Genomic DNA, 12730 nt, shown 5'->3' with positions numbered 1-12730 from the left:
TGCCGTGTGCGTCAGTAGTTCGAACACACCGGCGCATCGCGCGGCACGTTACCGTATCGCGATCAGATGACCACTTCGACGCCCTCACCAGGGGCGTCGCCTGACGCCCGTTCGGACTCCAGGGCGCTCTGCAGGATCACCACGGCGGCCGCCTGGTCGATGACGGCGCGCCCCTTCTTGGAGCGGACCCCGGAGGCCCGCATCCCCTGAGCCGCCGTCACCGTGGACATCCGCTCGTCGACCAGACGCACCGGCACAGGCGCGATGGTCCGGGCGAGTTCCTGGGCGAAGCCGCGGACCTTGACCGCCGCCGGGCCCTCGCCCCCCTTGAGGGAGCGCGGGAGCCCGACGACGACCTCGATCGGCTCGTACTCGGCGACCAGCGCGGCGAGCCGCCGGTGGGCGGCCGGGACGTCGCGTCCCGGCACGGTCTCCACCGGCGTGGCGAGGATCCCGTCGGGGTCGCACGAGGCGACCCCGATCCGGGCGTCCCCGACGTCCACGGCGAGGCGTCGGCCCCGGCGCAGCTCTCCGCTCATCGGGCGGTCTCGGCGACCTGGCGCTCGACCGCGCTGACGGCCTCGTCGATGGCCTGCGGGTTCTGCCCGCCGCCCTGGGCGACGTCGGGCTTGCCGCCGCCGCCTCCGCCGAGGGTCTTGGCGGCGGTACGGACCAGGTCACCGGCCTTGAGGCCGCGCTCACGGGCGGCCTCGTTGGTGGCGACCACGGTCAGCGGCCGGTCGCCCACGACGGTGAAGAGCGCCACCACGGCCGGGCGGTCGCCCGGGATGCGGCCGCGCACGTCGAGGACGAGCTTGCGCAGGTCGTCGGCGCCGGTGCCGTCCGGCACCCGGCCGGTGACCAGGGCGGTGCCGCGGATGTCCTGGGCTCCCGCGGCGAGCCCGGCGGCGGCCTGGAGGACCTTCTCGGCGCGGAAGCGCTCGATCTCCTTCTCGGCCTCCTTGAGCTTGCCGAGCATCGCGGAGACCTTGTCGGGCAGCTCCTCGGGACGGCCCTTGACCAACTCCTGGAGCTGGGCGACGACCGTGTGCTCCTTGGCCAGGAAGTGGTACGCGTCGACGCCGACCAGGGCCTCGATGCGGCGCACGCCGGAGCCGATGGAGGACTCGCCGAGCAGCTTGACCAGGCCGAGCTGGGCGGTGTTGTGGACGTGGGTGCCGCCGCACAGCTCCTTGGAGAAGTCGCCGATGGTGACGACCCTGACCCGCTCGCCGTACTTCTCGCCGAACTCGGCGATGGCGCCCTGCTTCTTGGCGTCGTCGATGCTCATGACCTCGGCCTGGACGTCCAGGTCGCGGGCGAGCACCTCGTTGATCTTCTGCTCGACGTCGGTGAGGACGGCGCCGGGCACGGCGGCCGGGGAGCCGAAGTCGAAGCGGAAGCGGCCCGGCTGGTTCTCCGAGCCGGCCTGGGCGGCCGTCGGGCCCAGCGCGTCGCGCAGCGCCTGGTGAGTGAGGTGGGTGGCCGAGTGGGCGCGGGCGATGGCCCGGCGGCGGCCGACGTCGATGGCGGCGTAAGCCGGGGAGCCGACGGTGACCTCGCCGACCTGGACGACGCCCTTGTGGACGTGGACGCCGGGAACCGGCTTCTGCACGTCGCGGACCTCGACCACGGCGCCGTTGTCGAAGCGGATACGGCCGGTGTCGGCGATCTGGCCGCCGCCCTCGGCGTAGAAGGGGGTGCGGTCGAGGACGATCTCGACCTCGTCGCCCTCGATGGCGGCGGGCGAGGAGACGCCGTCGACCAGCAGGCCGACCACGGTGGACTCGCCCTCGGTGGCGAGGTACCCGGTGAAGTCGGTGGCCCCGGCGGCGTCGGCGACCTCGCGGTAGGCGGAGAGGTCGGCGTGGCCGGTCTTCTTGGCGCGGGCGTCGGCCTTGGCGCGGTCCCGCTGCTCCTTCATCAGGCGGCGGAAGCCCGGCTCGTCGACGGTCAGCCCCTGCTCGGCGGCCATCTCCAGGGTCAGGTCGATCGGGAAGCCCCACGTGTCGTGGAGGAGGAACGCCTTCTCCCCGGCGAGCACGGTGGAACCGGCGGCCTTGGTCTCGGTGACGGCCGTGTCGAGGATGTTGGTGCCGCCCTTGAGGGCCTTGAGGAAGGCGGCCTCCTCGGCGAGGGCGACGGTGAGGATGCGCTTGCGCTCGGTGATCAGCTCCGGGTACTGCTCCCCCATCGAGTCGATCACGGTCTCGACCAGGTCGGCGACGACCGGTCCGGTGGCGCCGAGCAGGCGCATGTTGCGGATGGCGCGGCGCATGATGCGGCGCAGCACGTAGCCGCGGCCCTCGTTGCCCGGGGTGACGCCGTCGCCGATGAGCATGACGGAGGTGCGCATGTGGTCGGTGACGACGCGCAGCGACACGTCCGAGGCCTGGTCGGCGCCGTAGCGGACGCCGGTCAGCTCGGTGGCCTTGTCGATGACGATCCGGGAGGTGTCGATCTCGTAGAGGTTGCGCACGTCCTGGAGGATCATGGCGAGCCGCTCGAGGCCGAGGCCGGTGTCGATGTTCTTGCTCGGCAGGTCGCCGAGGATCGGGAAGTTCTCCTTGTCCTCCCCGGCGCCCCGCTCGTACTGCATGAAGACGAGGTTCCAGATCTCCACGTACCGCTCGTCGTTGACGGCCGGGCCGCCCTCGACGCCGAACTCCGGGCCGCGGTCGTAGTTGATCTCGGAGCAGGGGCCGCAGGGGCCCGGGACGCCCATGGACCAGAAGTTGTCCTTCTTGCCCAGGCGCTGGATGCGCTCGGCGGGGACGCCGATCTTCTCGCGCCAGATCGTCTCGGCCTCGTCGTCGTCGAGGTAGACGGTGATCCACAGGCGCTCGGGGTCGAGGCCGTACCCGCCCTGGTCCTGGGGCGTGGTGAGCAGCTCCCAGGCGTAGGTGATGGCCCCTTCCTTGAAGTAGTCCCCGAAGGAGAAGTTGCCGCACATCTGGAAGAACGTGCCGTGCCGGGTGGTCTTGCCGACCTCTTCGATGTCCGGGGTGCGCACGCACTTCTGCACGCTGGTGGCGCGCGGGGCGGGCGGGGCGGCCTCACCGAGGAAGTAAGGCTTGAAGGGGACCATGCCCGCGGGGACGAGCAGCAGGGTGGGGTCGTCCGCGATCAGCGACGCCGAAGGGACGACGGTGTGCCCGCGCTCCTCGAAGAAGCGCAGCCAGCGGCGGCGGATCTCAGCCGACTCCATCAGTGGTCCTCATTCCGGTTGTTCGGGTGCTTCGGGTACTTCTTGGGGTACTTCTGGTGGGCGCGGGGCGCACGGTACGTGACGGGGTACCGCTCGCCCTCCAGAGCCGGCCGGCGCGCGGCGGGCAGCTCGGATCCCTCGGGGGCCGCGTTCAGCCCCAGTACGTCGTCCAGCTCCGCCTCGCGCTGGAGCATTCCCGCGCGGACGTCGAGGGCGAAGTCCTTGAGCCGGTGACCGGCGTCCAGCGCCTTGTCGGCTGCCTGCGCGGCGAGGCTCTCGGGGGTGAGCCGCTGGAGCTTCTGGTTGACCTTGTGGCTGGCCCACACGCCGGCGGCTGCGCCCGCGGTGAACCAGAACGTACGGCGGAACATCGCTGGTCAGTCCTTCCGCCTCCGCCGCGCCCGGCGTGCGGGCGGCACGGCGCGCCCCACGATCACGGTGCGGCGGGAGGGCTTGGCGGTCGTGCGCCGGTCGTCCTCGTCCCGCGTCCTGCGGCTGATGGCCTGCCGGACGCCATAGCCGAAGGCGGCCACCTTCACCAGGGGGCCGCCGAAGGTGGAGGCGACCGTCGTGGAGAGCGCGGAGGCGTTGGAGGTGACCTCCTGGACGTCGGAGGCGATGGCGTCGACTCTCTCGAGCTGGCTCTGGGCCGAGCGGACCGTCGCCGAGGCGTCGGCCAGCAGGGGCACCGCCTGCTCGGTGACGTCCGCCACCAGCTTGGTCGTCGCCTTGAGCGTCTGGGCGAGCCTCACCAGGGCCACGGCGAGGAAGGAGACCAGAATCGCCCAGAAGACGGCCACCAGGATCCCGGCCACCTCTCCACCGGACACTGCGCACCGCTCTCTCTCGGTCTGATTCGTCAGGTTCGTCGGGTTGTGCACCTACGCGTGCCGCGGGCCCCGGGGTGCGGACACCGCCGGGAGGACCGTGCCGCCGCGCCCCGCGAGGGGCGTCCGGCACCGGGCGGCCGCCTGTCGACCTTATCGCGCGGCAGGTGGCGTCCCGAACCGGTTTCGGGGCGGGGCGGCCGGGGCCGCGGACCGGGGCCACCAAGCGACGAACCCGCCCCCTCTCCGGAAGGGAGAGGAGGCGGGCTGAGTGCTCTGCCGGATCAGCGGGTGATCAGCGGGCGTAGTACTCGACGACGAGCTGCTCGTCGCAGATGACCGGGATCTCCTTGCGGTTCGGGTCCCGGTCCAGGCGGAAGGCCAGGGCCTTCAGGTTCACCTGGAGGTAGCGCGGGGTCTCACCCTCGGTGTCGTAGCCACCCTCGCGGGCGACCTGGAAGGGGTGCTTCTCGCGGCTGCGCTCGCGGACCATGACGACGTCGTCGGGACGCACGCGGTACGACGGCTTGTCGACCTTGTGGCCGTTGACCTCGATGTGGCCGTGGACGACCATCTGACGGGCCTGGTAGATGGTGCGGGCGATGCCCGAACGCAGCACCAGGGCGTCGAGGCGACGCTCCAGCTCGATGACCAGCGCTTCGCCGGTCTTGCCCTCGGCCTTGCGAGCGCGGTCGTAGGCACGGGCCATCTGACGCTCGCTGATGTCGTACTGGGCGCGCAGGCGCTGCTTCTCCAGCAGACGGACCTTGTAGTCCGAGTTCTGCTTGCGGCCACGGCCGTGCTCACCCGGCGGGTAGGGGCGGGCCTCGAAGTACTTGACAGCCTTCGGGGTCAGCGCGATACCGAGAGCACGCGACTTCTTGACCTTGGGACGGGACTGGTTCGGCATGAACCGGACCTTCTCTCATCTTTCGTGGGTGGCTCACCAGGGTTAGGGGAGGTCGCATCCGCAGCCGGGGAAACCCTGAGGTCCCGTGCCGTGACACGGTTCCACCGGGCAGCCGCTCCCCTGGTCTGGGCACTAACGTGCAGCACGCGAGTGGCCCACCGACCGCCGCTGAGGGGGTGGTGGGCTGCCCGCGACACCTTCGACGGTGCGCGACGCTCCTGGAAGACCCGCTCACCACCGCGAGGGCGGTGGGGGCTTCCGGCTGCATGTCCCACTCTGGTGGTGCCGGACGGAGCCGGACATGGGACGCAGCACTGCGAATCGAGTGTACCGGCTCACCGGCGGTGCTCCGCACCGGTCCCGGCCGGGCGGCCGGGGGCCCGGCCCGGGCTCAGCTCTCGCCGCGCCCGCCCTCGGCGAGCCGCTCGCGGACCTTCTCGACCACGTCGGCGTACCGGGCCTCGGCGCCGTACCGGGTGGGCCGGTAGTACCGCTTCCCGGCGAGGGCGTCCGGGGCGTACTGCTGGGCGGCGATGGCACCGGGGACGTCGTGCGGGTAGACGTACCCCTGGGCGTGGCCGAGCTTGGCGGCGCCCTTGTAGTGGCCGTCGCGCAGATGGGTGGGGACGGGTCCGGCGTGGCCCTTGCGGACGTCCTCCAGGGCGGCGCCGATCGCGGTGGTGGCGGCGTTCGACTTCGGGGCGAGGGCGAGGGCGATGGTGGCGTGGCTGAGGGTCAGCGCCGCCTCCGGGAAGCCGATCATGGCGACGGCCTGGGCGGCGGCGACCGCGGTGGGCAGTGCCGTCGGGTCGGCGAGGCCGATGTCCTCGCTGGCCGAGATCATCAGGCGGCGGGCGATGAAGCGGGGGTCCTCCCCCGCGTCGATCATCCGGGCGAGGTAGTGCAGGGCGGCGTCCACGTCCGAGCCCCGGATCGACTTGATGAGGGCGCTCGCCACGTCGTAGTGCTGGTCGCCCGCGCGGTCGTACGCCACGGCGGCGCGGTCGACCGACTCCTCCAGGGTGGTGAGGGTGATCTCCGCCTCCCCCTTGGAGAGGGCCGCCCCGGCGCCGGCCTCCAGCGCGGTCAGCGCGCGGCGGGCGTCGCCTCCGGCGATCCGCAGCAGGTGCGCCTCGGCGTCCTCGGCGAGGGCGACGGAGCCGGCGAGGCCCCGCTCGTCGGCGACGGCCCGGTGGACGAGGCCGCGCAGGTCCTCGTCGGTCAGCGGCTCCAGGGTGAGCAGCAGGGAGCGGGAGAGGAGCGGGGAGATCACCGAGAAGTACGGGTTCTCGGTGGTGGCCGCGATGAGGGTGACCCAGCGGTTCTCCACGGCGGGCAGCAGGGAGTCCTGCTGGGCCTTGGAGAAGCGGTGGATCTCGTCCAGGAAGAGGACGGTCTCCTTGCCGAAGCCGCCGGAGGCGCGGCGGGCGCCGTCGATGACGGCGCGCACCTCCTTGACCCCGGCGGTGATCGCGGAGAGCTCCACGAACCGCTTGTTGGTGGCCTTGCTGACGACGTACGCCAGCGTCGTCTTGCCGATGCCGGGCGGGCCCCAGAGGAAGACCGAGGAGGGGCCGGCGGGGCCGCCGCCGCCCTCGCCGACGAGGCGGCGCAGCGGCGATCCGGGCTTGAGCAGGTGCTGCTGGCCGACCACCTCGTCCAGGGTGCGGGGGCGCATCCGGACGGCCAGGGGGCTGCTGGACGGGTCCTTCTCCTGGCGGTCTTCGGCTGCTGCGGTGAAGAGGTCGGGTTCCACACGGGAACCCTAATTCACCGCACCGACAACCGACCCGGGGCTGCCCTGGAGGGGCGCCCCGGTCAGGTCGTCCAGAACTCCCACCAGCGGGTGAGGATCAGCATGCCGATGACGCCGATGTGCAGCACGGGCAGCACCCAGGCGAACTCACCGACGAAGGAGCGGAGCCAGCCAGGGGCGGGCAGGAAGCCCTCGCGGACGTTGTGCACCGTGACGTACCAGAACATGATGATCGTGGCGACCCAGGCGAGGCAGCACCACAGGCAGAGCGAGTTGATGTTGTACAGCGACTGGTACTGGAGCCAGGTGCAGAAGCCGACGCCGAAGAACGTCCCGGCGTTGAAGGCCAGCCAGTACCAGCGCGGGAAGCGGGCCCCGGCCAGCAGGCTGACGCCGACGCCGATCACCACGGCGTAGGTGACCAGGCCGAGCATCGGGTTGGGGAAGCCGAAGGCGGAGGCCTGCTCGCTCTTCATGATGTTGCCGCAGGCCACGACCGGGTTGAGGCTGCATCCCGGGACGAAGTCCGGGTCCTCCAGCAACTTGAACTTGTCGAGGGTGATGACCCAGGCGGCGAGCAGTCCGGCCGCGCCGGTGATCACCAGCATCCAGGCGAAGGCGCGGCTCGCGCCGGCCCGTGCTCGGGTGGGGTACGTGTCGTCGCGCCCGGAGGCGACACCATCCGGTGCTGCTGTGGAGTGGGTCATCACGTCGTTCCGCCGCTGTCGTCGTAGGTCTGCCGGTCGCTTCGGCCGCCAGTCTGCCGTCCGCCGTCCGCTCCGCCCAGGGGCCGGTCGGCCCCGCCGCACGGTCCGGGGCCCGCGTGGCTGCGGTCATTGTGCCCCAACGGGCGTGCGCGGCGCCGTCGGACGGACATAAGGAAGAACGGCTCAGCGCCCCGGAGGATGCGGCCCGGCGGCGCCCGAGCGCAGAACGACGCCGGGCCCGCGCCCCCGGGAGGGGGTCGCGGGCCCGGCGGACGGTCCGGTCAGGCGAGGCGGGCGGCCACCTCGGCGACGACGGAGTCGAGCGGGACGGCGGTCTGCTCGCCGGACTCCATCTCCTTGAGCTGGACGACGCCGTCGGCGAGGTCCCGCTCCCCCGCGACCAGCGTGTAGCGGGCGCCGGAGCGGTTGGCGGCCTTCATCGCGGCCTTGAGCCCCTTGCCGCCGTAGGCGAAGTCGGCGGCGACGCCGTCCTGGCGCAGGCGGGTGACGATCCCGAACAGGGCCCGGCGGGCCTCCTCGCCGAGTGGCACGGCGAAGACGCTGGTGGGCGAGGGCAGGTCCAGCTCGACCCCCTCGGCGCGCAGCGCGAGGACGGTGCGGTCGACGCCGAGCGCCCAGCCGACCGAGGGCAGCGCGGGCCCGCCGATCATCTCGGAGAGGCCGTCGTACCGCCCGCCGCCGCCGACCGCCGACTGGGAACCGAGGCCGTCGTGGACGAACTCGAAGGTGGTGCGGGTGTAGTAGTCGAGTCCGCGCACCAGCCGCTCGTCGTCCTCGAAGACGACCCCGGCCGCGGTGATCAGCGCCCGGACCTCCTCGTGGTACGCCTTGCAGGCGTCGCAGAGGTGGTCGCGGAGCACCGGGGCGTCGGTGAGCTGCCTCTGGACGTCGGTCCGCTTGTCGTCGAGGACGCGCAGCGGGTTGATGTCGATGCGGCGGCGGGTCTCCTCGTCGAGGTCGAGGCCGCGCAGGAACTCCTGGAGCGCGGCGCGGTAGACCGGCCTGCACTCCTGGTCGCCGAGCGAGTTGAGCAGGATGCGGAACTCGCGCAGCCCGAGCGAGCGGTACGCCTGGTCGGCCAGGATGATCAGCTCGGCGTCGAGCGCCGGGTCCTCGGCGCCGATCGCCTCGGCGCCGACCTGCGAGAAGTGGCGGTAACGGCCCTTCTGCGGGCGCTCGTAGCGGTAGTACGAGCCGGAGTACCAGAGCTTGACGGGGAGGTTGCCGGCCTTGTGGAGGCTGGCCTCCAGGGCGGCGCGCAGCACGGAGGCGGTGCCTTCGGGGCGCAGGGCGAGCTGGTCGCCGCCCTTGGTCTCGAAGGCGTACATCTCCTTGGTGACGATGTCGGTGGACTCGCCGACGCCGCGGGCGAAGAGGGCGACGTCCTCGAAGCCGGGGGTCTCGACGTAGCCGTAGCCGGAGTTGCGCAGCGGGGCCGAGATCGCCTCGCGGACCGCGAGGTAGGTCGCGGAGTCCGGGGGCAGCAGGTCGTACGTGCCCTTGGGGGCCTTGAAGGTGCTCACGGTTCTCTCTTTTGTCTACAGACGTCGTCGGTCGCCCGCGGGGCCACCGGGACCGCCGGGTCCTTCGGTGAGGCCCTGGGCGACCTGCCGCAGGTACGGGTTGGCGGCGCGTTCGCGGCCGATGGTGGTGTGCTCGTTGTGGCCGGGCAGGACGACGGTGGAGTCGTCCAGCGGCAGGCACACCCGGGCCAGCGAGGCGTACATGTCGCCGAGGTCGCCGCCGGGGAGGTCGGTCCGGCCGATGGAGCCGGCGAACAGCAGGTCGCCGGAGAGGAGCACCTGCGGCACGTCCCCCGCCTGCGGCAGCCTGAAGGTCACCGACCCCTTGGTATGCCCGGGCGCGTGGTCGACGGTGAAGGACAGCCCTGCCAGGTCGACCTGGGCGCCGTCGGTCAGCTCGTGGACGTCGTCGGGCTCGCCGACGGTCAGCTCGCCCATGAGCGGCATGCCGAGGGAGCGGCCGATGCCCTTCTCGGGGTCGCTCATCATGTATCGGTCCTCGGGGTGGATCCAGGCGGGCACGTCGTGCGCGCCGCAGACCGGGACGACCGAGGCGACGTGGTCGATGTGGCCGTGGGTGAGGAGTACCGCGACGGGCTTGAGCCGGTGCTTGGCCAGCACGTCCTCGACGCCCTGGGCGGCCCGGTGGCCGGGGTCCACGATCACGCACTCCTCGCCGGCGGCGGGCGCGATCACATAACAGTTGGTGCCCCAGGCGCCTGCGGGGAACCCGGCAATCAGCACGTTCGTCCTCACTGTCGTCGCTTCTGTCGTCCCACGGCGCGGACCGCGGAGAATCGCAGCAGGTCCGAAGCCTACCGGCGGTGCCGTTTCCACAGCCAACCCGTATACGGTACGGGGCACACCGAAGCGGTCGGCCCTACGACGTGACGAGGAGACAACCCGGTGGTCAGCAGCGAGCAGCGGCGGCGCGAGGCCGCCCGCAAGAAGTACCTGCGCCAGCAGGAGCGGCGCGAGGCGGCCCGCCGCCGGGCGAGGACGCGTACGGCGGTCATCGCCTCGGCCCTCGCCGTGGTGCTCGCGGGCGGCGCGGCGGTGTACGCGGTGGGCGGCGTCGGCGGCGACGACAAGGACCAGGCGGCGAAGGCCCAGGAGACCCCGGAGCCGACCAAGCCGGCCGACCCGTGCGAGAAGCCGGCGCCGGGCGAGGTGAAGGAGATGAGCTTCAAGAAGGAGCCGAAACTCACCGTCGACACCGGTGCCGACTACACCATGAACCTCGCCACCACCTGCGGTGACATCCCGCTGGAGCTGGACGCGAAGAACGCTCCGCACACGGTGAACTCCTTCGGCTTCCTCGCGGGCGAGGGCTACTTCGACCACACCAAGTGCCACCGGCTCACCAGCGCGGGCATCTACGTCCTGCAGTGCGGCGACCCGAAGGGGACCGGCGAGGGCGACCCGGGCTACACGATCCCGGACGAGAACCTGAAGTCGAAGAAGCTCAAGGGCGGCGTCTACCCGGCCGGCACGGTGGCGATGGCCAACCGCTACAACGCCCAGGACGACAGCAACCGCGACTCCGGCGGCAGCCAGTTCTTCCTCGTCTACCAGGACAGCCAGTTGCCGCCCGACTACACGCCGTTCGGCACGGTGAGCGACGAGGGCATGAAGGTGCTCCAGAAGATCGCCGAGGCGGGCGAGCAGACCGGCATGGGTGACGGCGCCCCCAACGCGACCGTCGTGATCGACAAGGCGACGGTGACCAAGTCCTGACCTCTCGCTGACCGGCTCTGAGCCGGAAGTTCGGTCGTGCGGGATGCGGACAGCCGCCCCGCCGGTCGCCTATGTTGGCCGTGACGAAATTGTGGACGATGCCGGGGCCCGCCAGGGCCCGTCCAGGCATCATGTGGAGGAGGCGCTGTGAGCAGCGACCCGTGGGGCCGCGTCGACGAGACGGGGACCGTGTACGTGCGGACGGCGGACGGCGAACGAGTCGTCGGGTCGTGGCAGGCCGGATCGCCCGAGGAGGCCCTTGCCTACTTCGAGCGCAAGTACGAGGGCCTGGTCGTCGAAATCGGCCTTCTCGAACGCCGGGTGCGCACCACCGACCTGGCGGCCAAGGACGCCGAGGCCGCCATCGCCCATCTGCGGGCGCAGGTGGACGAGGCGCACGCGGTGGGGGACCTGGACGCGCTGTCGAAGCGCCTGGACCGTCTGGTGCAGACCGTCGAGGAGCGCCGCGAGGAGCGCAAGGCGCGCAAGGCGAAGCAGTCCGAGGAGGCCAAGGAGGCCAAGGAGAAGCTGGTCGCCGAGGCCGAGGAGCTGGCCCGGTCCGACCAGTGGCGGCCCGCCGGTGAGCGGCTGCGCGCGCTGGTCGACACCTGGAAGGGCCTGCCCCGGCTGGACCGGAAGACCGACGACGAGCTGTGGCACCGCTTCTCGCACGCCCGCTCGGCGTTCTCCAAACGCCGCAAGGCGCACTTCGCGCAGCTCGACGCGCAGCGCGAGGAGGCCCGCAAGGTCAAGGAACGCCTCGCCGTCGAGGCGGAGTCGCTGGCGAAGTCGACGGACTGGGGCCCCACGGCCGCCCGTTACCGCGACCTGATGACGCAGTGGAAGGCGGCCGGGCGCGCGCAGCGCGAGCACGAGGACGCCCTGTGGAGCCGCTTCCGCGGCGCGCAGGACGTGTTCTTCGCGGCCCGCAGCGAGGTCTTCGCCGAGCGTGACGCCGAGCAGGCCGAGAACCTCAAGATCAAGGAGGGGCTCGTCGAGGAGGCCGAGAAGCTGGTCCCGGTGACCGACCTGAAGGCGGCCCGCGCCGCGTTCCGCGCGGTCAACGAGCGCTGGGAGGCGGTCGGCCACGTCCCGCGCGACGCCCGCCCGAAGGTGGAGGGCCGGATGCAGGCCGTGGAGCGGGCGATCCAGGAGGCCGAGGAGGCCGAGTGGCGCCGCACCAACCCGGAGGCGCGGGCGCGTGCGGCCGGGCTGACCGGGGTGCTCCAGGACGCGGTCGACAAGCTCCAGGGCCAGATCGAGCGGGCCGAGGCGGCCGGTTCCACGGCCAAGGCCGAGAAGCTCCGCCGTGAGCTGGAGGGCCGCCAGGCCCTGCTGGACCAGGCGCGCAAGGGCCTTGAGGAGTTCAGCGGCTGACGGCTCGTCAGCACTTCACGCGGATGGGCCCCACCGGCGCGGTGGGGCCCTTTCGCGTGCCGGGCGAGGGGCGCACGGCGGGCCGGGCCGTGCACCGGCGCGCCCGTGGCGCCGGGCTGCCCCGGCCGGTGATCCATGGGGCAGGATGGAGCCATGCCGCACTCTCCGGACGCGCCCCTGGACCGCCTGGTCAAGGCGGTCACCTCCCTGTCGTACGCGCTCGGCCGCAGCCGGGTCCACGAGGAGCTGACGGCCTCGGTGGGGGTGACGGTGGAGCGGCCCGAGATCGCGCTGCTGCGGGTGCTGTACGCCTCGCCGGAGCCGCTGCGGGTCACCGACCTGGCGGCGCGGCTGCTGGTCCGCTCACCGCACGTGACCCGGCAGGTGGCGCGGCTGGAGGCGGCGGGGCTGGTGCGGCGGGTGCCGGACGCGCTGGACCACCGTGCGCACCTGCTCTCCACGACGGCCCACGGCCGCCAGGTGGTGGACCGGATCGACCAGGGGATGCGGGACAGCTTCCGGGCCACTCTCCAGGACCTGCCGGACCGCCAGCTGGCGGACGCGGCCGAGGTGGTGGAACGGCTCGCGGCGGACGCGGCGGCCCGCCACGAGGAGCCGCACCCGGCGCCCCCGCCGGCGCGCGGCGGCCCCTGACGGCGGCGGG

General features: G+C 72.3%; 12 protein-coding genes. 3 read left to right on the top strand and 9 right to left on the bottom strand.

What is annotated here, in order from left to right:
* Positions 1-62 precede the first annotated feature (62 nt).
* The 9 genes from ruvX to ACFWMZ_RS07735 form a co-directional block, all read right to left on the bottom strand.
* Positions 63-527, bottom strand: a complete 465-nt coding sequence (gene ruvX / locus ACFWMZ_RS07775; RefSeq protein WP_383200139.1) for a Holliday junction resolvase RuvX — start codon at positions 525-527, stop codon at positions 63-65.
* Between the two features lie 8 nt (positions 528-535).
* On the bottom strand, positions 536-3208 hold the full coding sequence (gene alaS / locus ACFWMZ_RS07770) for an alanine--tRNA ligase (RefSeq protein WP_383175070.1): 2673 nt from the start codon (positions 3206-3208) through the stop codon (positions 536-538).
* A complete protein-coding gene (locus tag ACFWMZ_RS07765; protein WP_383200042.1) occupies positions 3208-3579 on the bottom strand; it encodes a hypothetical protein in 372 nt (123 codons plus the stop codon). The genes alaS and ACFWMZ_RS07765 overlap by 1 nt, the downstream gene beginning before the upstream one ends.
* Positions 3580-3585: 6 nt before the next feature.
* Complete coding sequence (locus tag ACFWMZ_RS07760) at positions 3586-4038, bottom strand: DUF948 domain-containing protein (protein WP_383175064.1); 453 nt, start codon at positions 4036-4038, stop codon at positions 3586-3588.
* A gap of 292 nt (positions 4039-4330) precedes the next feature.
* Positions 4331-4945 (bottom strand): 30S ribosomal protein S4, encoded by a 615-nt coding sequence (rpsD, locus tag ACFWMZ_RS07755; RefSeq protein ID WP_003947046.1) that lies wholly within the window; start codon positions 4943-4945, stop codon positions 4331-4333.
* A 391-nt stretch (positions 4946-5336) separates the two neighbouring features.
* Positions 5337-6701, bottom strand: a complete 1365-nt coding sequence (locus ACFWMZ_RS07750) for a replication-associated recombination protein A (RefSeq protein WP_383200039.1) — start codon at positions 6699-6701, stop codon at positions 5337-5339.
* Between the two features lie 62 nt (positions 6702-6763).
* The gene (locus tag ACFWMZ_RS07745) at positions 6764-7408 is read right to left on the bottom strand and encodes a vitamin K epoxide reductase family protein (protein WP_383175058.1); all 645 of its coding nucleotides are present in this window, start codon (positions 7406-7408) and stop codon (positions 6764-6766) included.
* Between the two features lie 281 nt (positions 7409-7689).
* The gene (hisS, locus tag ACFWMZ_RS07740) at positions 7690-8952 is read right to left on the bottom strand and encodes a histidine--tRNA ligase (RefSeq protein ID WP_383175055.1); all 1263 of its coding nucleotides are present in this window, start codon (positions 8950-8952) and stop codon (positions 7690-7692) included.
* A 15-nt stretch (positions 8953-8967) separates the two neighbouring features.
* Positions 8968-9696: an MBL fold metallo-hydrolase gene (locus ACFWMZ_RS07735; protein ID WP_383175052.1), complete on the bottom strand. Its 729-nt coding sequence runs from the start codon at positions 9694-9696 to the stop codon at positions 8968-8970.
* A gap of 162 nt (positions 9697-9858) precedes the next feature.
* Here ACFWMZ_RS07735 and ACFWMZ_RS07730 point away from each other — a divergent pair, with 162 nt between their 5' ends.
* From ACFWMZ_RS07730 to ACFWMZ_RS07720, 3 genes are all read left to right on the top strand, one after another.
* A complete protein-coding gene (locus ACFWMZ_RS07730) occupies positions 9859-10689 on the top strand; it encodes a peptidylprolyl isomerase (RefSeq protein ID WP_383200036.1) in 831 nt (276 codons plus the stop codon).
* 147 nt (positions 10690-10836) lie between these two features.
* A complete protein-coding gene (locus tag ACFWMZ_RS07725; RefSeq protein WP_383175046.1) occupies positions 10837-12066 on the top strand; it encodes a DUF349 domain-containing protein in 1230 nt (409 codons plus the stop codon).
* Positions 12067-12219: 153 nt separating this feature from the next.
* On the top strand, positions 12220-12720 hold the full coding sequence (locus ACFWMZ_RS07720) for a MarR family winged helix-turn-helix transcriptional regulator (RefSeq protein WP_383200033.1): 501 nt from the start codon (positions 12220-12222) through the stop codon (positions 12718-12720).
* The last annotated feature ends 10 nt before the right edge of the window (positions 12721-12730 follow it).

The sequence above is a fragment of the Streptomyces sp. NPDC058373 genome (assembly GCF_042723275.1).
Lineage (GTDB): Bacteria > Actinomycetota > Actinomycetes > Streptomycetales > Streptomycetaceae > Streptomyces.
The sequence above is the reverse complement of the archived record's forward strand: the minus strand, read 5'-3'. Positions and strand labels throughout refer to the sequence as shown.

What these genes read in the sequence shown, in the direction of transcription:
- rpsD (WP_003947046.1), bottom strand. Translation starts at nt 4,945, where the DNA reads ATGCCGAACCAGTCCCGTCCCAAGGTCAAGAAGTCGCGTGCTCTCGGT.
- ACFWMZ_RS07720 (WP_383200033.1), top strand. Translation starts at nt 12,220, where the DNA reads ATGCCGCACTCTCCGGACGCGCCCCTGGACCGCCTGGTCAAGGCGGTC.
- ACFWMZ_RS07765 (WP_383200042.1), bottom strand. Translation starts at nt 3,579, where the DNA reads ATGTTCCGCCGTACGTTCTGGTTCACCGCGGGCGCAGCCGCCGGCGTG.
- alaS (WP_383175070.1), bottom strand. Translation starts at nt 3,208, where the DNA reads ATGGAGTCGGCTGAGATCCGCCGCCGCTGGCTGCGCTTCTTCGAGGAG.
- ACFWMZ_RS07745 (WP_383175058.1), bottom strand. Translation starts at nt 7,408, where the DNA reads ATGACCCACTCCACAGCAGCACCGGATGGTGTCGCCTCCGGGCGCGAC.